Genomic DNA, 20,824 nt, shown 5'->3' with positions numbered 1-20,824 from the left:
CCCGGATCCGCCCTACTTGAGCTGCGACGCGGTGTAGTAACCCTGGTCCACCAGCACCTGGGTGTTGGACTTGTCGATGCTGACCGGATTGAGCAGATAGGTCGGCACGACCTTCTTGCCGTTGTCGTACGACTTGGTGTCGTTGATCGGGGCCTTGCCGCCGGTCAGCTCCGCCTTGGCTATCTGCACGGTCGCCTTCGCCAGCTTGCGCAGGTCCTTGTAGATGGTCTGCGTCTGCTGGCCCCGGATGATGGACTTCACGGAGGCGAGCTCGGCGTCCTGCCCGGTCACCACCGGGAACGGCTTGGCCTTCGTGCCGTAGCCGGCGCTCTTGAGCGCCGAGAGGATGCCGATGGACATGCCGTCGTACGGCGAGAGGACGGCGTCGACGTCCTCGGTGCTGTACGACTTGTTGAGCAGGTCCTCCATGCGGTCCTGCGCCGCGCTTCCGCTCCACTTCTCGGTGTAGAGCTGGTTGAGGCTCGTCTGCTTGGAGCGGACGATCAGCTCACCCTTGTCCATGTACGGCTTGAGCACGCTCATCGCGCCGTTGTAGAAGTACCGGGTGTTGTTGTCGTCCGACGAGCCGGCGAACAGCTCGATGGAGAACGGGCCCTTCCGGCCCTTGGCCAGCCCCAGCTTGTTGACGATGTACTGGCCCTGGAGCCTGCCGACCTTCTCGTTGTCGAAGGTCGCGTAGTAGTCGACGTTCGGCGTGCCCAGCAGCAGCCGGTCGTAGGAGATCACCGGGATATTGGCCTCATGGGCCTGCTTCAGGACATCGTTGAGCGCCCCGCCGTTGATCGGCGCGATCACCAGCAGCCGGTGGCCCTTGGTGATCATGTTTTCGAGCTGGGCCACCTGGGTGCGGACGTCGTCCTCGCCGAACTGCAAGTCCGTCTTGTAGCCCGCCGCCTGGAACTGCTTGGCCACATTGCGGCCGTCGGTGATCCACCGCTCGGAGGACTTCGTCGGCATCGCGATGCCGATCGTGCCTCCCTTTTCCTTGGGCTTGTACCGGCTGCCGCCGACTGCCTCCTGGCCACAGGCCGTGGCGGTCAGCGAGAGCGCGAGGAGGCCGGCGCCTATCGCCGCGGCTCGTGCTCCTCTTACCGTGCGCATGGTGTTGGGGTCCTTCCCTGGGGCGTCATTGCGTCAGGAATTGGGGAGGTCCGCGTCGGCGGTGAAACGCCGCAGCGGACCCGGCAGCCGGGAGCCGAGCGGGGACATCCCGCCGTCCGCGCCCAGCCGGCCCAGCAGGTCGAGCACGAGCCGCCCGCGGCGCACCCGCTCACGGGCGCTGCCCAGCGCCACGTCGCGCAGCTGGGCGCCGTACGGGTAGATCCCCGGGGATCTGCTGAGCCCGAACTTCAGATAGATGGGGGCACCGCGCCGGATCAGCTCCGCCGCGTCATACATCCGCACATAGCCGCCGAGGTCGTCCGGGGCCTCGACATAGAAGTCCATCGGGGCGCGGGAGACCCGGCGGATCTCGGTGAGGTGCTCCAGTGTGAGGTCCGAGGGGATGTTGATGGAGTCGGCCCCGAGCTGCTCGTACACCGCGAACGAGGCCGGGTTGACCGGGCCGACCAGCGCGGACAGCTTGAAGGTGGTGTCCGCGGGCAGCTCACCGCGCTCCCGCAGCCGGTTCAGCAGCCACAGCACCCCCTCGTCGGCGACCAGCAGGCACTTCACGCCCAGCGAGACGGCGCGCAGCGCGTCCTCCACACATCCGGCCACCGCGTCATGGCCACGGGCGCGCAGGCCCCCGCCGCCGGAGTCGGAGCGGGTGGCGGCGCCGATGTCCCAGGTGCCGCGGGGGCCGGTGAACAGGCACAGCTCGGCGTTCCGCTCGGCGCAGGACTCCACCATCTCGGTGATCTCGGCATCGGTGAGCATCCAGACGCCGCTGCCCTGGCTGATCCGGTGGATCGGCACATCGAGCCGCCCGGCCTCCTTGAACACGGTGGCCAGCGCCTCCGGACCCTCGACGGATGGGATCTCGGTGCGCCAGGTGCCGCCGTCGGGGAAGGTGTGCGCGGAGGCGTCGGCGGGGTCGGGGGCGGGCGTGGCGTGGCCGAGCGAGGCGAGGGCCGCGTCGGCGGGGCGGCGGGGGCCGGGAGTGGTGGGTGAGGCGGCGGTCACGGTGCTCCCTGTGGAGTGATGGCCGGTGGTTCGGCGTCCGGCTGGTGCTGCCCGGGACATCGTTGTCCGGGTGGGGCTGGGTGGATGACTAGAGACGGTCCGGGAGGCTGGTGGGATGACGGGAGACGGGTGCGGGAGGCGTGCCACATGTGCTGGTCGAGGCCCCTGCTAGTCGAGGCCCTGCGGACGCAGCAGCACCTTGCCGACGGCCGGATCGCCGCTGCCGACCAGCTCGATCGCCGAGGCGAAGTCGGTGAGCGGCAGCTCATGGGTGATCAGCGGCCGCAGGGTCAGCAGCCCCGCGTCGAAGACCCGTACGGCGTGCGACCAGGCGGCGGGCGGGGCGCCGAAGACGGTCTGCACCTCGATCTGGCGGACGACCAGATCGGTGGGGTCCAGCCCGTCGGCGCCCGCCGCCGGGATGCCGGTGAGCACCAGCCGGCCGCCCCGGCGCAGGAGCGAGGCGGAGCTACGGGCGGCGGAGGCCGATCCGGCGGTCTCGATGACCACGTCGTAGCCCGAGAGCTGGTCGGAGAGCTGGTCCCGGGTGCGGAAGTCGGTGGCGCCGAAGTCCAGCGACAGTTGCTCCCGGTCCGGGCGGGTGCCCACCACCAGCAGCCGCGCGGGGGAGACGGCGGCGAGGAACTGTACGGCGATCATGCCGAGCGTGCCGGTGCCGACCACCGCGACCCGCTCACCCGGCTGGGCCCGGGCCTTGAGCGCGGCGGCGGCGATACAGGCGGCGGGCTCCAGCAGGGCGGCCGCGCCCAGATCGGCGTCGTCGGACAGCGGGTGCAGCAGCCGGGCCGGCAGGGTCAGGGTGTCGGCCATCGCCCCGGGCCGGGTGAAGCCGGTCTCCTCGTACCCGGCCGTGCACAAGGTGGTGTCCCCGGCGTGGCAGCGGTCGCACACCTGGCAGTTGCGGAACCCCTCGCCGACGACCTTACGGCCGACGAGCGCCTCCGGGACGCCCGCGCCGACCGCCTCGACCGTCCCGGACCACTCATGGCCGGGGGTGACGGGATAGCGGACGTACCCCTCGGGCCGGTTGCCCTGGTACAGCTCGCGGTCGCTGCCGCAGATCCCGGAGGCGTGGACGCGCACCCGCGCGTCACCGGGGCCGGGTTCGGCGATCGCCCGGCTCTCCAGCCGGTGGCTGCCGGGCTTGTCGAGTACCAGGACGTCTTCCGTGCCGCTCATATGCATCGGCTCCCCTCGGCACCGTGCGTCTCCAGCCCGTTCGGACGTCGGCCCTTCGGCCCCTGAGCGAGGCGCGTGCCGACTGGGCGAAGCCGGGCGGCCCCGGCGACGGGCGGCCGTATCTCGACGACGGCGTGACGTTCCACGGCGCTCATTCGCCTCGCCCCCCGGAGGGATTCCGCTTCTCCCAGCCCTCGGCCCACAGGTCGAAGCGGGCCTGCTGCTGGGGGAATTCGGCCGCCGCGTCGGTGTCCAGCTCCACGCCGAGACCGGGCTCGTGGGAGAGCTGGAAGTAGCCGTCCACGACCTGCGGGGCGCCCTTGACCACCTTCTTGATCTCCGCGTCGGCGAAGTCGTTGAAGTGCTCCAGGATCTTGAAGTTCGGGGTGCAGCCGGCGAGCTGCAGCGACGCGGCGGTCAGCACCGAGCCGCCCACATTGTGCGGCGCGATCAGGACGTAGTGCGTCTCGGCCGTGGCGGCCAGCTTGCGCGCCTCGCCGATGCCGCCGATGTGGCCGACGTCGGGCTGGATGATGTCGGCGGCCTGCGACTCGAACAGTTCGCGGAACTCGATGCGGTCGTGGATGCGCTCACCTGTCGCGATCGGCAGGCGCGTCTTCTCCGCGACCTTCGCCAGCGCCTTGAGGTTCTCCGGCGGCACCGGCTCCTCCAGCCATGACGGATGGAACCGCTCCAGCTCCCCGGCGATGCGGACGGCGGTCGCCGGGCTGAACCGCCCGTGCATCTCCACCAGCAGCTCGGCCTCCGGCCCGATCGCGTCCCGTACGGCCTCCACGAGGGAGATCGAATGCAGGGTCTCCGCGTGGTCCAGCTCGAAGTGGCCGGTGCCGAAGGGGTCCAGCTTCAGCGCCCGGTAGCCGCGCTCGACCACTGTGGAGGCCGCCTTGTGGAACGCCTCGGGGGTGCGCTCGACGGTGTACCAGCCGTTGGCGTACGCCTTGACCCGGTCCGTCACCTTCCCGCCGAGCAGCTGCCAGACGGGCACCCCGAGCGCCTTGCCCTTGATGTCCCAGCAGGCCATCTCCACGCAGGCGATCCCGGACATCACGATCTCGCCCGCCCGGCCGTAGTCGCCGTACTTCATCCGCCGGACCAGGTCCTCCACCGCGAACGGGTCCGACCCGGCGAGGTGGTTGAGCTCGGCCTCGCGCAGATAGCCCAGCAGCGCATCGGTTCGCCCGAGCATGCGGGTCTCGCCGACGCCGGTGATCCCCTCGTCCGTATGGACCTGCACATAGGTGAGATTGCGCCAGGGGGTGCCGACGACATGCGTACTGATACCGGTGATGCGCACAGCAATCGACCCTTCGCGGTGTTCGATATTTCGTCACACGTTCGAAATCTTGGCGTGACCGTAGTCAGCCCCCGTCAGGGGTGTCAATGGTTGTGCGTCGAATGACATTCGAACGTGACGAACCATCATGACCGATCAAGAACCATCATGACCGATCATCTCACTGGACAACATGGGTCCGGGGATGTTCGTTGCTGTGCTGGTGCGAGGACTAGGCGGTTCGCTGGGCCTCGACCAGCACCTCGCCCGCCGTCGTCCGGTCGTACAGAACCGACCGTCCCGCCCGTCGCCGCCGCACCAGGCGGGCCTCGCGCAGGACACGCAGATGGCGGCCGACCGAGCCCAGGGTCTGGCCGGTCAGGGCCACCAGGTGGGTGGTGCTCTTCGGGGTGTCGAGCAGGACCAGGACGCTCGCGCGGCCCGGGCCGAGGAGGCGGGCCAGGGAGTCGGGGCCGGGGAGGGCCGGGGGCGGTCAGGGCGCCGGCGCAGGGGTAGATCACGGCGTAGCGGTGCGGCGCGTCCCAGGAGACCCATCCGGTGGTGGGCGTGACGGGGACGAGGAGCAACTGGGCGCCGTGGACCGCGCGGGGCGGGTTGTCGTGGGCGTTGATCTGCAGCCGGCTGCCGCCCAGCCACCGCATCCCCGGCCGCAGGTCGTCCAGCGTCGCCGCCCAGCCGCCCTGGCTCACCTGGCCGGTGCGCGCCACCACATCGGCCTCGATGATCCGGCGGCGGCGCGGCCAGGAGGGCCGTACGGCCTCCGTCCACACCCACTCCAGCAGATCCGCGAGCCGCCCCGGCAGATCGTCGCGGCACAGCGCGGCCGGGAGCGGGGAGCGGCCGAGGGAGACCGCGAGATCGCGGCGCGCGGCGGCGGGGGGCGTCGCGCGCATCCGGGCCAGCTCCTCCTCGAGGGACGGCTCGCCCTCGCCCGGCGTCTGGGTGAGGAAGTCCGCGAGCCAGGTCCGGCCCAGCGCGGCCCGGACGAGCAGCGCGGTGACCGGGTCGTCGGCCAGCCGCGCCCGGTAGGCGGGCAGATGGGCGTCGAGCCAGGCCCGCTCGCCCGGGTGCGCGGCGCTCGCCCGCTCCAGGGTGACCAGGGCCGCGGTGGTCTCGGCCAGGGCGGAGCGGACGAACCGGCTGCGCGCGAGCGTATCCGCGTCGACCAGCCACAGCCCCATCCGGTCACCCCCGCCGCCACCGCATCGTTTCGCGTGGTTTCGCGTTCGCGCGAAACATTAACGCCACTGCGCGGAGACTCCCGAGCCTGAAGGCCATGCGCACCTTTTCGGAAGTGTTCCGGACCCCGGAGTTCACCCCGCTGTTCCTGATCTCCGCCACACAGGTGGCCGCCTCGACGGCGAGCGGGCTCGCCCTCGGCACCCTGGTCTACGCGGCGACCGGCTCACCGCTGCTCTCGGCGCTCAGCATGTTCGGCCCCTCGCTCGCCCAAGTGGCGGGCGCGCTGGCGCTGCTGTCGGCGGCCGACCGGCTGCCGCCGCGCGCCGCGCTGTCCGGGCTGGCGGTGCTCTTCGCCCTGGGGACCGCCGCGTTGGCCCTCCCCGGGCTGCCCGTGGCGGCGGTCTTCGCCCTCGTGTTCGGGATGGGCGCCGCGGCCGCCCTCGGCGGCGCCGTCCGCTATGGACTGCTCACCGAGATCCTGCCCAAGGAGGGCTATCTGCTGGGCCGTTCGGTGATCAACATGTCGGGCGGCACCATGCAGATCGGCGGCTACGCGGCCGGTGGCCTCCTCGTGACCACCCTCTCGGCACGCGGCACCCTGCTCACCGCCGCCGCGCTGTATCTGGTGGCCGCGGCCGCCGCCCGGTTCGGCCTGAGCGGGCGTCCGGCCCGGGCCGGCGGGCGGCCCTCGGTCACCGAGACCTGGCGGGTCAACGCACGGTTGTGGTCCTCCGCGCCGCGCCGCCACGTCTATTACGCGCTCTGGGTGCCCAACGGGCTGATCGTCGGCTGTGAATCCCTCTTCGTGCCCTACGCGCCCCGGCATGCCGGACTGCTCTTCGCCGTCGGCTCCCTCGGCATGCTGCTGGGGGACCTGCTCACCGGACGGCTGCTGCCACCGCACCGGCGGGAGCGGCTCGCGGCGCCCCTGCGGCTGCTGCTCGCCGCGCCGTATCTGGTCTTCGCCCTGCATCCGCCGCTGCCCCTCGCGCTGGCCGCCGTCGCCCTCGCCTCGATCGGCTTCTCGGCCACGCTGCCGCTCCAGCAGCGGCTGATGGCCCTGACCCCGGACGCGATGAGCGGCCAGGCCCTGGGGCTGCACTCCTCCGGCATGCTCACCATGCAGGGCGTGTCCGCCGCCCTCGCGGGCGCACTGGCCCAGCCCACTTCACCGGCCGTGGCGATGGCCACGATGGCGGCGGTCTCCGTCGTCGTCACGCTGGCCCTGGCCCCGGGGCTGCGGGGCGATCCGGCGGCGGCGCGCCAAGTGGCCGCGTCGGCGGGGAGATTCGAGGAGGCGGCCCCGGAGGAACGAGCACCGTAAGGGCGCTGAGCGGGGACGGTAAGGGCGCTGCGCGAGGACGGCTCGGGCGCCGCGCGAGCACCGTAAGCCGCACTTCACGAGCACGGTAAGGGCGCTTAGCGAGCACCGTAAGGGCGCCGCCGGGTCAACCGGGCGCCCGGTGGCCACCCGTTGGGCGGTGCCGGACACGCCGCCCGGGGGTGAGGTTCCCCCGGACGGATTCGAGGGCCCGGTAGCTGTACGGGGAAATGAGCACCCGCTCACGGGCATCCGTCCGGCGACTCCGCTCGGGAGGACGCGACGGAGTCCGTGGCGGGCATCCGCTCCCCGCCCCAGGAGGTATGTACGTCCATGCGCAACCGTCGCGCCCTCGGCGCCCTCACCGTTCTCCTCATGGCGGCTCCGGCCGCCCATGCCGCGCCCGCCGGGCCCGACCGCCCGGAGCTGCGCCCGGACTCGGGCCCGGCCACCCGGGGAGAGCGGTTCGACCGGCCGCTTCTGCCCCTGCCCTGGACCGACGATCTGGTCATCGACCGCACCGGGGACGTCACTCCGGACGGGTCCGTCACGCTGTACGGCAGCTACCGGTGTGTCCGGGAAGGGGCGGAGAATCCGCGGGCCAGCGTCCTCGTCACCCTCACCCAGGGCCGGGAGCGACACGGCCTCGGCGGCCACAGCGCGGTCTGCGACGGACAGCGGCACCGCTGGGTGATCGACGCGGTGGACGTGGGGGCGTATGAGCCGGGCTCGGCGCGGGCCGAGGGCACGCTGCTGAGGTTCGACACCGCCGATGCCTCCGCGGCCGCCGACGCCGCCTTCGTGCCGCTGCCGAGGAACGCGGTCGGGGTCGAGCAGGACGTCAGGCTGGTGGCGGATCACGGCTGAGCCGCCGTCACGGGACGGCCCGCGCGCGGCGTCCGCATCGCCGCGTCACCCCTCGGCCTCTTCGTCTCCCTGTCCCAGCAGGGAGACGAAGGCCCGGAAGAGGGCGGGCATGTCCACCGCGTCCCGGTCGTGCAGCCACTGGAACTGCAGTCCGTCCATCACCGCCACCACCAGCGGGGCTGCGGCCTCGGGGGTGAGCCCGCCGGGGAGCCGGTCGCCGAACTCGCCGCGCAGGGTGGCCGCCATGTCGGCGCGCACCTTCTCATAGCGCTCGGTGAAGAAGCCGCGCGCGGGGTGCTCGTCGGTGACGCTCTCGCCGAGGAGCGCGGAGAAGGTCTGGACGATGCCGGGTCGCATCGCGTTGTACTCCACCAGCGAGGTGAGCAGGTCCAGCGGCCATACGTCCCCGCCGTCGCGCCGCGCGGAGCCGGTGTCCCACTGGTCGCGCTCCTTGAGCACGGCGATGAGCAGGGAGTCCTTGGTGGGGAAGTAGTGGAGCAGCCCCTGTTGGGTGAGCCCCACCCGCTCGGCGACCGCCCCAGGGTCGCGCCCCGGTAGCCGCGCTCGGCGATCACTTCGAGCGCGGACCGGACGATCTCCGCCCGCCGTTCCGCACCGCGTCGCGTACCGCGCTCCATCGCCTTGTCCATGCTCGTACCGTAGAGCATGTTTGATAACGAGTCGATAACGGTACCTACCTGCTGACAGGTACTCGGGTCCAGGATGGCCCCGGACGAGGACCGGACAGGACCCGCACCGGGAGGGGCGAGCGATGGCGGACGCGATCGACGACGAGGGCACGGCCGAGGCCGTGGAGAAGGCCCTCGGCCTGCTGGATCTGGACACCAAGGCGCGGCTGTTGTCCGGGCAGGACATGTGGAGCCTGCCCGCCGTTCCGGCGATCAAGCTGGGCTCGCTGGTGATGTCGGACGGCCCGATCGGCGTCCGCGGTGTCCACTGGACCGCCGACGACCCCTCCATCGCCCTGCCCAGCCCCACCGCGCTCGCCGCCACCTGGGACCCGGAGCTGGCCCGGCGGGCGGGCCGGCTGCTCGCGCAGGAGGCGCGGCGCAAGGGCGTCCATGTGCTGCTCGCGCCCACGGTCAATCTGCACCGCTCCCCGCTGGGCGGGCGCCACTTCGAGGCGTACAGCGAGGATCCGTATCTCACCGGCGAGATCGGCACCGGCTATGTGACGGGTGTGCAGGACGGCGGAGTGGGCACCACCGTCAAGCACTTCGTGGCCAACGACGCGGAGACCGAGCGCTTCACCGTCGACAACGAGATCGGTGCGCGGGCGCTGCGCGAGCTGTATCTCGCCCCCTTCGAAGCCATCGTCAAAAACGCGCGCCCTTGGGGCATCATGGCCGCCTACAACGGGGTCAACGGCTCGACCATGACCGAGCACCGCGAGCTGCAGCAGGGGGTGCTGCGCGAGGAGTGGGGCTTCGACGGCTTCATCGTCTCCGACTGGCTGGCGGCCCGCGACACCGTGCGGGGGCTCAAGGGCGGGCTGGATGTCGCGATGCCCGGCCCGCGGACCGTCTACGGCGAGGCGCTGGCCACCGCGGTGCGCGACGGCCGGGTGGCCGAGGCGGAGCTGGACGAGGCGGTGCGGCGGCTGCTCACCCTGGCCGCCCGGGTCGGCGTGCTGGACGGCGCGGCCCCGGCCGTCGCCCCCGTCGACCGGCCCGGCCCGATCGACGGAGAGGCGCTGGCCCGCGAGATCGCCCGGCGCTCCTTCGTGCTGCTGCGCAACGAGGGCGCGGGCGGCCGCGGCGCGGTGCTGCCCCTCGACGCCGGCGCCCCCGGCGGGGTGCGGTCGCTGGCCCTGATCGGGGCCGCGGCGCGCGACGCCCGGGTGCTGGGCGGCGGCTCGGCGGTGGTCTTCCCCGACCATGTGGTCTCACCGCTCGACGGACTGCGCGCCGCCCTGCCGCCGGAGGTGCGGTTCAGCTACGCGGTGGGTGCCGACCCCACCGACGAACTCACCCCCGCCGCCCAGGGGTTCGCGCTGCGCGCCGTGGTCCGGGCCGCCGACGGTCGGGTGCTGGGGGAGTCCCGGCTGGCCAGTGGACAGGTGCAGTGGATCAGCGACTTCCCCGAGGGCGTGCGCTACGAGGAGCTGCACACCGTCGAGACCGTCGGCACCTTCACCCCGCGCGAGAGCGGTGCGCACTCCTTCGGCACCCGGGGGCTGGGCGGCCTCCGGCTGGTCGTGGACGGCACGGTGCTCTTCGAGGGGGAGCAGCTCCCGCCGGACGTCGGCGACCCCTTCGAGGCGTTCATGGGCTCGCCGGTGCCTCGGGGCCAGGTGGAGCTCACGGCGGGCGAGCCGGTGGAGGTCAGCCTCACCTGCGAGGTGGCCCGTCCCGAGGAGGCCCTTCTCGACGCCGTCTGCTTCAGCCTGCTGCACCGGGCCCCGGAGCGGGACGCCGAGGAGCTGCTCCGGGAGGCCGTCGCCGCGGCCTCGGCGGCCGAGGTGGCCGTGGTGGTGGTCGCCACCACCGAGCGGGTCGAGAGCGAGGGATTCGACCGCGCGCATCTGAAGCTGCCGGGCCGTCAGGACGAGCTCGTGCGGCGGGTCGCCGCCACCGGCACCCCCACCGTGGTGGTGGTCAACGCGGGCTCCCCCGTCGAGATGGCCTGGCGGGAGGAGGTCGCCGCGGTACTGCTGAGCTGGTTCCCGGGCCAGGAGGCGGGCGCCGCGCTCGCCGATGTCCTGCTGGGCGCGGAGGAGCCCGGCGGACGGCTGCCCACGACCTGGCCCGAGCGGCTCGAGGACGCCCCGGTCAGCGCGGTGACACCGAGCGAGGGTCGACTGGTCTACGACGAGGGCGTGTTCATCGGCTACCGCGCGTGGGAGCGGCGGGAGGGGATCGCTCCGGCGTACTGGTTCGGGCATGGCCTCGGCTACACGGACTGGGTGTATGAGGCGCTGGACTTCACCCCCGCGAAGACTCCAGCGGAGACCCCCGCGAAGACTCCAGCGGAGCCCGCCGGGGAGCCCGCCGACGGCGCGCTGGGAACGGTGACCGTGCGGGTCCGCAACACCGGGCCCCGGGCGGGGCGTGAGGTCGTGCAGCTCTACCTCACCGTGCCCGAGGACGACGGCGAGGAGCGGCCGGTGCGGCGCCTCGCGGGGTTCGCCTCGGTCACGGCGGGCCCGGGGGAGACGGCGGAGGTGTCCCTCCCCCTGCCCCGCCGGGCGGCGGAGATCTGGGACGAGACGGTGGGCGCCTGGCGCCTGATCCCCGGCACCTACGCGGCAGAGGCGGGCCGCAGCGTCGCCGACCGCCGCCTGTCGGCCCCGGTGCCCGTGCAGCCGACAGCCTGAGCTACGCCGTCGGGCGGGCGGCGAGGCCGCTCGCGTCCGCCGGTCAGAGGGTGGCCGACGAATCGCGACGCCTGCGGCGGGCTGTTCCCCTCCCCGCCCCTTCCCGAACCTGGGGCTCTGCCCTAGACCCCGGGGGCCGGGGCTGCACCTCAGGCCCCTGGGGGCCGGGTTGCAGCCCAGACTCCGGGGGGCGGGGCTCTGCCGTAGACCCCGGGGGGTGCGGGGGCTGCGCCCCAGACTCGGGGGGCGGGGCTCTGCCCTAGACCCCGGGGGGCCGGGGCTGCACCTCAGGCCCCTGGGGGCCGGGTTGCAGCCCAGACTCCGGGGGGCGGGGCTCTGCCGTAGACCCCGGGGGGTGCGGGGGCTGCGCCCCAGACTCGGGGGGGCGGGGCTCTGCCCTAGACCCCGGGGGGCCGGGGCTGCACCTCAGGCCCCTGGGGGCCGGGTTGCAGCCCAGACTCCGGGGGGCGGGGCTCTGCCGAAGACCCCCGGGAGGGGCGGGGGCTGCGCCCCAGACTCGGGAGGGTGGGGGCCGCGCCCCAGACCCGGGGGCCGGGGCTCTGCCCTAGACCCCGGGGGGCCGGGGCTGCACCTCAGGCCCCTGGGGGCCGGGGCTGCAGCCCAGACTCCGGGGGGGCGGGGCTCTGCCGAAGACCCGGGGGGTGGGGGCTGCGCCCAGACCCGGGGGGCCGGGGCTGCACTCAGGTCCCGGGGGCCAGGGGCGAAGCCCCTGGCGTGCGGCGGAGCCGCATAACCGCATCAAGGGAGGGGTGACCGCGTCCCGCGCCCGGCTGCCGGCCCTTGGCCGGCAGCCGGGCGCGGGCCAGGGGTCAGGGCGCGGAAGCGGTAATGCGGCGGTAGGCCATGTCGGCCAGCTGCGCCTGGCCTGCCTTGCTGGGGTGGAACCAGTCCCACTTGCTCAGCTCGGACGTGGTGAAGCGGTATTCGTGCACCGCCGGGTCGTACCGGCACAGCACATCGCGCCCACAGACGTCCTTCAGCACCTTGTTGTACTCCGTCACCCGGTCCGCCACCCGCTGGCGGCGGTCGTTGGAGGCGGCGTCCAGGTGCTCGGAGTCCTTCAGCATCGACGGGCAGATGCCCAGCTTCCAGATCTGCCTGCCGAAGACGTTCTTCCGCCCCTCCGACCACAGCCGCTTCAGATCCGGCACGCTGGCCACATACACCTGGGTCTTCGGCAGGTCACGGCGGAGCCGGGTGAGCGCCGAGGTGAAGGTGGAGCGGAACTGCTCGGTGGAGGTCATCTCGTCGACCGAGTCCCGGCAGGCGTCATTGGCGCCGATCATCACGGTGATCAGCTTCGGCTTGCGGGCCGCGGCCGCCTCGATCTGGCCGGGGAGGTCGGCCACGACCGCGCCGGTCTTGGCGAAGTTCCAGCTGTGGGTGCCCGAGCGGGCGGTGGTGGCGGGCAGCAGCCGCTGGGCGAGGCTCTGCACATCGGTGCCGGTGGACCAGGACACCTCGGGGCAGTCGGAGAGCACCGAACAGGCGTCGAAGCCGCGGGTGATGGAGTCGCCCAGGGAGGCGATCGAGCTCGGCCGGGTGTTCCAGACGATCGTCCGCTTGGCGCCGGGGGTCTTCCCGGCGCGGGTCGGACCGTGCCGGGAGGGGTCGTCCGAGCTGCCGAAGCAGCCCGCCGAGCTCAGCACGGCGGCGGTGGTGAACAGCACCAGGCCGGTGCGTCCGGCGGTGCGCCCGGCCGCGCGGCGGCCGGTGCGCGACGTGGTGCGCGGGGTCGGGCGCACGACCGTACGCGTGGTCGAGGAAGCGGCCGCCGCATGCTTCCGGCGTGTCGCGCTGACCCGCATGGCTGTTCCCCCTCCGGCTGTTGGGTGATATCTATCCGGACCGACGGTACGTCACTCCTCCGGCTGGATCGCACGGTACGTTTTTCTTGTGCCTGATGAGCGTCGTCCCGGCGACCAGGCGCGCTATGCGGTACCAGCACATTACGCCCCGTCACATCCTGTCCACTTTCTAGAGAATTCTGCACGATAAATTTCACTGAAGGTGACGTCGAGACTGGTGTGGGAGTGATCACTAGGGCAGAATGTGATCCGATGTCCCGGGCGGGACCGGTACGGGCGCGAGGCCGCTGGGGAAGGCGCACCTCGAACCGCACAGGAGGCCCCGGTGACGACACGTGGAGTTCTGTATGTGCACTCCGCTCCGCGCGCGCTGTGCCCGCACGTCGAATGGGCCATCGCGGGCGTCCTCGGCGTGCGTGTCACCCTCGACTGGATCAAGCAACCCGCGGCGAACGGCACCTGGCGTGCCGAGTTCTCCTGGCAGGGTGAGGTCGGCACGGCCTCCAAAATGGCGTCCGCCCTGCGCGGCTGGCATCTGCTGCGCTTCGAGGTGACCGCCGAGCCCTGCGCCACCGCCGAGGGCGAGCGCTACAGCTCCACCCCCGAACTGGGCATCTTCCACGCCGTCACCGGAATGCACGGCGACATCCTGATCCCCGAGGACCGGCTGCGCGCCGCCCTCGCCCGCTCCGTCCGCGGCGAGAGCGACCTCGAGGCGGAGATCGCCAAACTGCTCGGCAAGCCCTGGGACGACGAACTGGAGCCGTTCCGCTACGCGGGTGAGGGCGCCCCCGTCCGCTGGCTGCACCAGGTCGTCTGAGCGCCTGACGCGCTGGTCCGAGTGCCTGACGCGCCGCCACCCCTTTGTCCTGGAGCACGCTTCAGGTCTTAGCGTGGCGGCATGACCGAACAACTCCCGGCAACGTCCGTCGCGGTCCTCGGCACCGGCATCATGGGCTCCGGCATGGCCCGCAACCTCGCCCGCTCCGGGCTCGACGTCCGTGCGTGGAACCGCACCCGGTCCAAGGCCGAGCCGCTCGGCCAGGACGGCGTACGCGTCACCGACACCCCGGCCGAGGCCGTGGACGGCGCCGATGTCGTCCTGACGATCCTCTACGACGGCGCCGCGGCCCTCGAGACGATGCGGCAGGCCGCCCCCGCGCTGCGCCCCGGGGCCGTATGGGCGCAGGCCACCACGGCGGGGCTGGAGGCGATGGAATCGCTCGCCGCGTTCGCCCAGGAGAAGGACCTCGCCCTCATCGACTCGCCCGTCCTCGGCACCAAGCAGCCCGCGGAGAGCGGACAGCTTCTGGTGCTGGCCGCCGGCCCCCACCCCGTCCGCCCGGTCGTCTGGCCGGTCTTCGACGCCATCGGCAGCCGTACGGTGTGGGTCGGCGACAGCGCGGAGGGCGCCGCCGCCACCCGGCTCAAGCTGGTGCTCAACAGCTGGGTCCTGAACATCACCCACGCCACCGCGGAGGCGGCCGCCCTCGCCAAGGGGCTGGGCGTGGACTTCCAGGGCTTCCTGGCCGGGGTGGAGGGCGGACCGCTGGACAACGGCTATATGCGGGCCAAGTCGGGCCAGCTCTTCCGGGGCGACCTCGAGCCCAGCTTCGCGACCAAGACGGCCGAGAAGGACGCCCGGCTGATCGTGGAGGCCGGGGAGCGCGCCGGAGTGCGGCTGGACCTGGCGGCCGCGGGCCAGGAGCGGTTCCGCCGCGCCATCGAGGCGGGCCACGGCGACGAGGACATGGTGGCCTCGTACTTCGCCAGCTTCGACGGCGAGGCCCCCTGACACACGAACGGCCCGCCCCCGGCCGGAGCCGGAGGCGGGCCACATCCGTGTATCAGCGCGTCACAGAGCCATCAAGCCGTCAGGTCATCAGGCTGTCCGCGCGTCAGACCGTGCGGAAGGCCAGCACCACATTGTGGCCGCCGAAGCCGAACGAGTCGTTCAGCGCGACGATCGGGCCGTCGGCCGGGAGCGCCCGCGCCTCGCCGGTCACGACGTCCGCGTCCGCCTCCGGGTCCAGCGAGCCGATGTTGATCGTCGGCGGGGCCAGCCGGTGGTACAGCGCTAGCACGCTGGCCACCGTCTCCACACCGCCCGCGCCACCGAGCAGATGGCCCGTCATGGACTTGGTCGCGGAGACCGCCATATGGTCCACGTCGTCGCCGAACACCTTGCGCAGTGCCTTGATCTCCGCCAGGTCGCCCTGCGGGGTCGAGGTCGCGTGCGCGTTGACGTGCGCGACCTCGGCACCGTTGATGCCGGTGTTCTCCACCAGGTTCTGCAGCGCGTTCCCGATGCCGTTGCCGGACGGCTCCGGCTGGGTGATGTGGTGGGCGTCGGCCGAGATGCCCTGGCCGATGGCCTGCGCGTACACCCGGGCGCCGCGCGCGGCGGCGTGCTCCGCCGACTCCAGGACGATGGCGCCCGAGCCCTCGCCCATCACGAAGCCGTTGCGGTCGACGTCGAACGGACGCGAGGCGCCCTGCGGGTCGTCGTTGTTCTTGGACATCGCCATCATGTTGCCGAAGGCGACCATGGGCAGTGGGTGGATGGCCGCCTCGGTGCCGCCCGCGACGACCACATCGGCGCGGCCGGTGCGGATCATCTCGATGGCGTAGCCGATGGCCTCGGCGCCGGACGCGCACGCGCTCACCGGGGTGTGTGCGCCCGCGCGGGCGTTGAGGTCGATGCTGACGTTCGCCGCCGGGCTGTTGGGCATCAGCATCGGCACGGTGTGCGGGGAGACCTTACGGACGCCCTTCTCGCGCAGCACGTCGTACTGGTCGAGCAGGGTGGTCACCCCGCCGATGCCGGAAGCCACGACCGCGCCGAGCCGGTCGGGGTCGACCGACGGGTCCTCGCCCGCCTTGGCGGTGAAGCCCGCGTCCGCCCATGCCTCACGGGCCGCGATCAGGGCGAACTGCGCCGATCGGTCGAGCTTGCGGGCCTGCGGGCGAGGGATGACGGTGCCCGGCTCCACCGCGATCTTCGCGGCGATGCGGACCGGCAACTCGGCCGCCCATTCCTCCTCCAGGAGGTTGACGCCGGACCGGCCGGCCAGCAGGGCCCCCCAGGTCGTTGAGGCGTCGCCACCCAGCGGCGTCGTGGCACCAACACCGGTGACGACCACGGTGCGATTGGTCGAGTTCACAGGAATTCCTACTCCACGTGTAGAAGGTGCTGGACCCGCCACCGCATGGGTGGCGACGACCGGTCTTGATACGGGCTCAGCCCTGGTGCTTGAGGATGTAGTCGACGGCGTCGCCGACGGTCTTGAGGTTCTTGACGTCGTCGTCCGGGATCTTCACGTCGAAGCGCTCCTCGGCGGCGACGACCACCTCGACCATGGACAGCGAGTCGACGTCCAGGTCGTCGGTGAAGGACTTGTCCAGCAGGACGTCCTCGGTCGGGATACCGGCGATCTCGTTGACGATCTCGGCGAGACCCTCGAGGATCTCTTCCTGAGTGGCGGCCATTGCGGCGCTCCTTCTTCGGTGTGTTGCGGTGGTGGCGCAGCGTCCGACTTCTGCCGAGCTGCGTGGATATGGACTATGGAGCCTAAGGGAGGGTAACGACCGTCGCTGCGTAGACGAGACCCGCTCCGAATCCGATGACGAGCGCGGTGTCGCCGCTCTTCGCCTGCCCCGTCGCCAACAGCCGCTCCATGGCGAGCGGAATGGAGGCGGCCGAGGTGTTGCCGGTGGTCTCCACATCACGGGCGACCGTGACATGCTCCGGCAGCTTGAGGGTTTTGATCATCGAGTCGATGATCCGCATATTGGCCTGGTGGGGGATGAACGCGTCGAGGTCCTCCGGGGCGACCCCGGCCTCGTCCAGAGCCTGCTGGGCGACCTTCGCCATCTCGTAGACGGCCCAGCGGAAGACCGCCTGGCCCTCCTGGCGCAGCGCCGGGTAGCGCACCTCGGCGGCGTCCTGGTCGCGGTAGACGTCCCAGGGCAGCGTCTGGGTGATGGTGTCGGACTTGTCACCCTCCGAGCCCCAGACGGTGGGGCCGATCGCGGGCTCCTTGGAGGGGCCGACCACCACGGCGCCGGCGCCGTCGCCGAACAGGAAGGCCGTCGCGCGGTCCTCCAGGTCGGTCAGGTCCGAAAGCCGCTCGACCCCGATGACCAGCACATGCTCCGCGGTGCCGTCGGTGATCATGCCCTTGGCGAGGGTCAGCCCGTAGCCGAAGCCGGCACAGCCCGCCGAGATGTCGAAGGCGGCCGGCTTGCCGGCGCCCAGCAGATGCGCGATCTCGGTCGCGATCGCCGGGGTCTGCTTGAAGTGCGAGACCGTCGAGACGATCACGGCGCCGATCTGTTCCGGGCTCAGGCCGGCGTCGGCGATGGCCTTGCCGCCCGCCTCCACGGACATGGCGGCGACCGTCTCATCCGGACCGGCCCAGTGCCGGGTGGCGATGCCCGAGCGGGAGCGGATCCACTCGTCGGAGGAGTCGATGTGCTTGAGGATCTCCTCGTTCGGCACCACCCGGGTCGGACGGTAGCCACCGACGCCGAGAATGCGCGCGTACGGGGCGCCCTTACTGGGCTTGATCTTCGCGGTCATGCTTCTCGGAGCTCCTCTTCGGCCGGTGTGGCGACGGCGGGAATGGCGTGCTCCGCGATCAGCGCACGGGCCGCGTCGAGATCGTCCGGAGTCTTCAGCGCCAGGTTGGTGACGCCCGGCAGCGCACGCTTGGCGATGCCGGTGAGCGTGCCGCCCGGGGCCACCTCGATCAGCGCGGTGACGCCCAGCTCCTGGAAGGTCTCCATGCACCGGTCCCAGCGCACCGGGTTGGACACCTGGGCGACCATTCGCTCGATCACCCCGGCCCCGGACGTCACGACCCCGCCGTCACGGTTGGAGACGTAAGCGGTGCGCGGATCGGCCACCGGAACGCCCGCGACCAGGGCCTCGAGGGCGGCGACCGCCGGGGCCATGTGATCGGTGTGGAACGCGCCGGCCACCTTGAGCGGTACGACGCGGCGCACCCCCTCGGGCTTGTCCTCGGCCAGCGCCGCAAGCTGCTCGGCGGTGCCCGCGGCCACGATCTGGCCGGCGCCGTTCACGTTCGCCGGGGTCAGTCCGTGCTTGTCGAGGTGGGCGACGACATCGTCCTGCTCACCACCCAGTATGGCGGCCATTCCGGTCTCGGTGCGGCTCGCGGCCTCCGCCATGGCGAGCCCGCGTCGGCGGACCAGCACCATGGCCGCCTCGTGGTTGAGCACACCGGCGGCCACGGCCGCGGTGATCTCGCCGACGCTGTGGCCCGCGACCGCGCCGATACGGCTCGGCAGCCCGGCGAGACCGGTCGCGTCCTCGATGCCCTCGCCGAACAGCGCGTGGGCGGAGACCAGACCGGCGGCCACCAGCAGCGGCTGGGCCACCGCGGTGTCGCGGATCTCCTCCTCGTCGGCCTTGGTGCCGTAGTGGATGAGGTCCAGCCCGGACACGGCCGACCACCACGTCAGACGTTCGGTGACGCCGGGCAGGTCGAGCCAGGGGGTGAGGAAGCCGGGCTTTTGAGCGCCCTGGCCGGGAGCGACGAGTACGAGCACTCTCACACTCTCTCTTGTGGACGGTCCGACTCGCCCGTGAGGACAAGGACGAAGAACCGTCAGGGGAATTGTGGAGGTCCAACAAACGGTCAGGGCAATATGTTCGCGTCGGCGAGACGGCCCAGGATCAGGGCTATGCGCAGAGTAAACGCCGACCTGACGTCGGAAGGTGACCATCCGGTGACGTCCGTCACACGTCGTAGCCGGTAGCGGACGGTGTTCGGGTGAACGAAGAGCATCCGGGCCGCCCCCTCCAGACTGCTCGCCTGTTCGAGGTACACACTCAGTGTCTCGAGCAGTGCCGAACCGGCTTCCTCCAGCGGTCTGTAGATCTCCTCCACCAACTGCACACGGGCAGCGGGGTCCCCGGCCATCGCGCGCTCGGGCAGCAGATCGTCGGCGAGCACCGGACGGGGTGCGTCCGGCCAGGCGGTGCACGCCTTCAGCCCGGCCGCCGCCGCCCCCGCCGAGCGGGTCGCGGCCAGCAGGTCGGAGACCACCGGACCGGCCACCACCGGACCCGGGGCGTACGGCCCGATCAGCGCCTTCGCCGCCTGCAGCGGATTGTCCGAGCCGCCCGCGACCACCACCAGCCGGTCGCCCAGCACCCCGGTGAGGACCTGCAGCTTGGCGTGGCGGGCGGCCCGCCGGATCGCCTCGACCGTCAGCTCGCTGTCCCCGTCGGGGGCGGTGCCCAGCACCACGCACACATGCTCGGGGGAGTTCCAGCCGAGCGCCGCGGCGCGGGACAGCGCGCCCTCGTCCGCCTCCCCGGACAGCACCGCGTTGACCACCAGCGACTCCAGCCGGGCGTCCCAGGCGCCGCGCGCCTCGGCGGCCTGCGCGTAGACCTGGGCGGTGGCGAAGGCGATCTCCCGCGCGTACACCAGCAGCGCCTCGCGCAGCACCGACTCATCGCCCGGGGCCGCCACGTCGTCGATCGCCGACTCCATGACCTCGATGGTCGTGCGGACCATCTCCACGGTCTGCCGCAGGGTGATCGCCCGGGTCAGCTCGCGCGGGGCGGTGCCGAACACATCGGTGCTGATCGCCTGGGGCGCCTCGGGGTGGCGAAACCATTCGGTGAAGGCCGCGATGCCCGCCTGTGCCACCAGCCCGATCCAGGAGCGGTTCTCGGGCGGCATCGCGCGGTACCACGGCAGCTGCTCGTCCATGCGCGCGATGGCGTTGGCGGCGAGCTTCCCGGAGGACTTCTCCAGGCGGCGCAGGGTGGCACTGTGCGGATGCGGGGTGTTCGAGGCTGGTTCAGGCACGAGGACAAGACTGCCTTATCGGGTGGTGAGCGCTGGGGGCGGGAGGCTACGCGGGGGTAGGGGCGGGGCCGGGGGCGGACGGGTCGGGGCGCACTACCGTGGACCGGGTGATGTGGATACAGCGGTCCGGTGCACGGTATCCGGGTGGGGAGGGCGCGGGCATCGAGACGCGCCACGCCTTTTCCTTCTCTGGGTACTACGACCCCGGCAACGTACGGTTCGGATCCCTCGTCGCCTGCAACGAGGAGTGGCTCGCCCCCGGTGCGGGCTTCGCCGAGCATCCGCACCGCGATATGGAGATCGTCACCTGGGTCGTCGAGGGTGAGCTCACTCACGAGGACTCCACCGGCGCGCGGACCGTGGTGCGCCCCGGCGATGTGCAGCGGCTCAGCGCCGGGAGCGGAGTGCGTCACACCGAGCGCAACGCGGGTGCGGAACCCCTCACCTTCGTCCAGATGTGGCTGGTGCCGGGCCCGGGCGCCGCGAAGGACCCCGGGTACGAGGTGGTGCGCGGCATCGCCGACGGCACCCCGTACGCGCTGGAGCGCACCGAGGCGGTGCTGCATGTGCGGCGGCTGGTGGACGGCGAGCGCACCGCGCTGCCGGACGCGCCGTGGGTGTACGCCCATGCGGTGCGCGGCGCGGCGCGGATCGAGGGGGAGACCCTCGGGCCCGGCGACGCGGCCCGGATCTCGGGCGCGGAGGGGCTGGAGGCGCGCGCCGAGGGCCCCGCCGAGCTGCTGATCTGGGAAATGCGCGCGGAGCCGGTCTACGGCTGAG

The 20,824-nt window shown here is 72.2% G+C and carries 16 protein-coding genes and 2 pseudogenes; 6 read left to right on the top strand and 12 right to left on the bottom strand.

The window, feature by feature from the left end:
• Positions 1-12 precede the first annotated feature (12 nt).
• The 5 genes and pseudogenes from chvE to BLV72_RS09255 all read right to left on the bottom strand — a co-directional run bounded on the left by chvE (position 13) and on the right by BLV72_RS09255 (position 5,841).
• Complete coding sequence (gene chvE, locus BLV72_RS09275) at positions 13-1,122, bottom strand: multiple monosaccharide ABC transporter substrate-binding protein (RefSeq protein WP_093461507.1); 1,110 nt, start codon at positions 1,120-1,122, stop codon at positions 13-15.
• Between the two features lie 33 nt (positions 1,123-1,155).
• Positions 1,156-2,145: a hypothetical protein gene (locus BLV72_RS09270; RefSeq protein WP_093461505.1), complete on the bottom strand. Its 990-nt coding sequence runs from the start codon at positions 2,143-2,145 to the stop codon at positions 1,156-1,158.
• Between the two features lie 168 nt (positions 2,146-2,313).
• The gene (locus BLV72_RS09265) at positions 2,314-3,345 is read right to left on the bottom strand and encodes a zinc-dependent alcohol dehydrogenase (protein ID WP_093461504.1); all 1,032 of its coding nucleotides are present in this window, start codon (positions 3,343-3,345) and stop codon (positions 2,314-2,316) included.
• Positions 3,346-3,496: 151 nt separating this feature from the next.
• Entirely contained in the window at positions 3,497-4,660 is a 1,164-nt protein-coding gene (locus BLV72_RS09260; RefSeq protein ID WP_093461502.1) for a mandelate racemase/muconate lactonizing enzyme family protein, read from the bottom strand.
• Between the two features lie 211 nt (positions 4,661-4,871).
• Positions 4,872-5,841, bottom strand: a pseudogene (locus tag BLV72_RS09255) (transcriptional regulator).
• A 95-nt stretch (positions 5,842-5,936) separates the two neighbouring features.
• Between BLV72_RS09255 and BLV72_RS09250 the strand changes: the two are divergent.
• Both BLV72_RS09250 and BLV72_RS09245 read left to right on the top strand, forming a co-directional pair.
• Positions 5,937-7,166 (top strand): MFS transporter, encoded by a 1,230-nt coding sequence (locus BLV72_RS09250; RefSeq protein ID WP_093461501.1) that lies wholly within the window; start codon positions 5,937-5,939, stop codon positions 7,164-7,166.
• A gap of 330 nt (positions 7,167-7,496) precedes the next feature.
• Entirely contained in the window at positions 7,497-8,030 is a 534-nt protein-coding gene (locus BLV72_RS09245; RefSeq protein WP_093461499.1) for a DUF6299 family protein, read from the top strand.
• A gap of 45 nt (positions 8,031-8,075) precedes the next feature.
• On the opposite strand, the pseudogene BLV72_RS09240 reads toward BLV72_RS09245, so the two are convergent.
• A pseudogene (locus tag BLV72_RS09240) lies at positions 8,076-8,698 on the bottom strand (TetR/AcrR family transcriptional regulator).
• A 104-nt stretch (positions 8,699-8,802) separates the two neighbouring features.
• On the opposite strand from BLV72_RS09240, the gene BLV72_RS09235 reads away from it, so the two are divergent.
• On the top strand, positions 8,803-11,367 hold the full coding sequence (locus tag BLV72_RS09235; protein ID WP_093461498.1) for a glycoside hydrolase family 3 protein: 2,565 nt from the start codon (positions 8,803-8,805) through the stop codon (positions 11,365-11,367).
• Positions 11,368-12,197: 830 nt separating this feature from the next.
• On the opposite strand, the gene BLV72_RS09230 is transcribed toward BLV72_RS09235, so the two are convergent.
• Complete coding sequence (locus BLV72_RS09230) at positions 12,198-13,196, bottom strand: SGNH/GDSL hydrolase family protein (protein WP_093461496.1); 999 nt, start codon at positions 13,194-13,196, stop codon at positions 12,198-12,200.
• Between the two features lie 325 nt (positions 13,197-13,521).
• Between BLV72_RS09230 and BLV72_RS09225 the strand changes: the two genes are divergently transcribed.
• Positions 13,522-14,016 carry a DUF3145 domain-containing protein gene (locus BLV72_RS09225; protein WP_059147850.1) on the top strand — a complete coding sequence of 165 codons (495 nt, stop codon included), beginning with the start codon at positions 13,522-13,524 and terminating at the stop codon, positions 14,014-14,016.
• 81 nt (positions 14,017-14,097) lie between these two features.
• A complete protein-coding gene (locus tag BLV72_RS09220) occupies positions 14,098-14,991 on the top strand; it encodes an NAD(P)-dependent oxidoreductase (protein WP_093461495.1) in 894 nt (297 codons plus the stop codon).
• Positions 14,992-15,094: 103 nt separating this feature from the next.
• Here BLV72_RS09220 and BLV72_RS09215 read toward each other — a convergent pair whose 3' ends face one another.
• The 5 genes from BLV72_RS09215 to BLV72_RS09195 all read right to left on the bottom strand — a co-directional run bounded on the left by BLV72_RS09215 (position 15,095) and on the right by BLV72_RS09195 (position 20,044).
• The gene (locus tag BLV72_RS09215) at positions 15,095-16,360 is read right to left on the bottom strand and encodes a beta-ketoacyl-[acyl-carrier-protein] synthase family protein (RefSeq protein WP_093461494.1); all 1,266 of its coding nucleotides are present in this window, start codon (positions 16,358-16,360) and stop codon (positions 15,095-15,097) included.
• Positions 16,361-16,436: 76 nt separating this feature from the next.
• Positions 16,437-16,685 (bottom strand): acyl carrier protein, encoded by a 249-nt coding sequence (locus BLV72_RS09210; RefSeq protein WP_020871568.1) that lies wholly within the window; start codon positions 16,683-16,685, stop codon positions 16,437-16,439.
• Positions 16,686-16,767: 82 nt separating this feature from the next.
• Positions 16,768-17,778, bottom strand: a complete 1,011-nt coding sequence (locus tag BLV72_RS09205) for a ketoacyl-ACP synthase III (RefSeq protein ID WP_093461492.1) — start codon at positions 17,776-17,778, stop codon at positions 16,768-16,770.
• Positions 17,775-18,770: an ACP S-malonyltransferase gene (locus BLV72_RS09200; protein WP_093461491.1), complete on the bottom strand. Its 996-nt coding sequence runs from the start codon at positions 18,768-18,770 to the stop codon at positions 17,775-17,777. The genes BLV72_RS09205 and BLV72_RS09200 overlap by 4 nt, the downstream gene beginning before the upstream one ends.
• A gap of 89 nt (positions 18,771-18,859) precedes the next feature.
• On the bottom strand, positions 18,860-20,044 hold the full coding sequence (locus tag BLV72_RS09195) for a PucR family transcriptional regulator (RefSeq protein WP_093461490.1): 1,185 nt from the start codon (positions 20,042-20,044) through the stop codon (positions 18,860-18,862).
• Between the two features lie 110 nt (positions 20,045-20,154).
• Here BLV72_RS09195 and BLV72_RS09190 point away from each other — a divergent pair, with 110 nt between their 5' ends.
• Positions 20,155-20,823 (top strand): pirin family protein, encoded by a 669-nt coding sequence (locus BLV72_RS09190; protein WP_093461488.1) that lies wholly within the window; start codon positions 20,155-20,157, stop codon positions 20,821-20,823.
• Position 20,824 lies beyond the last annotated feature (1 nt).

The sequence above is a fragment of the Streptomyces melanosporofaciens genome, assembly GCF_900105695.1.
GTDB lineage: Bacteria > Actinomycetota > Actinomycetes > Streptomycetales > Streptomycetaceae > Streptomyces > Streptomyces antimycoticus.
This window is presented reverse-complemented; position numbering and strand designations above follow the sequence as displayed.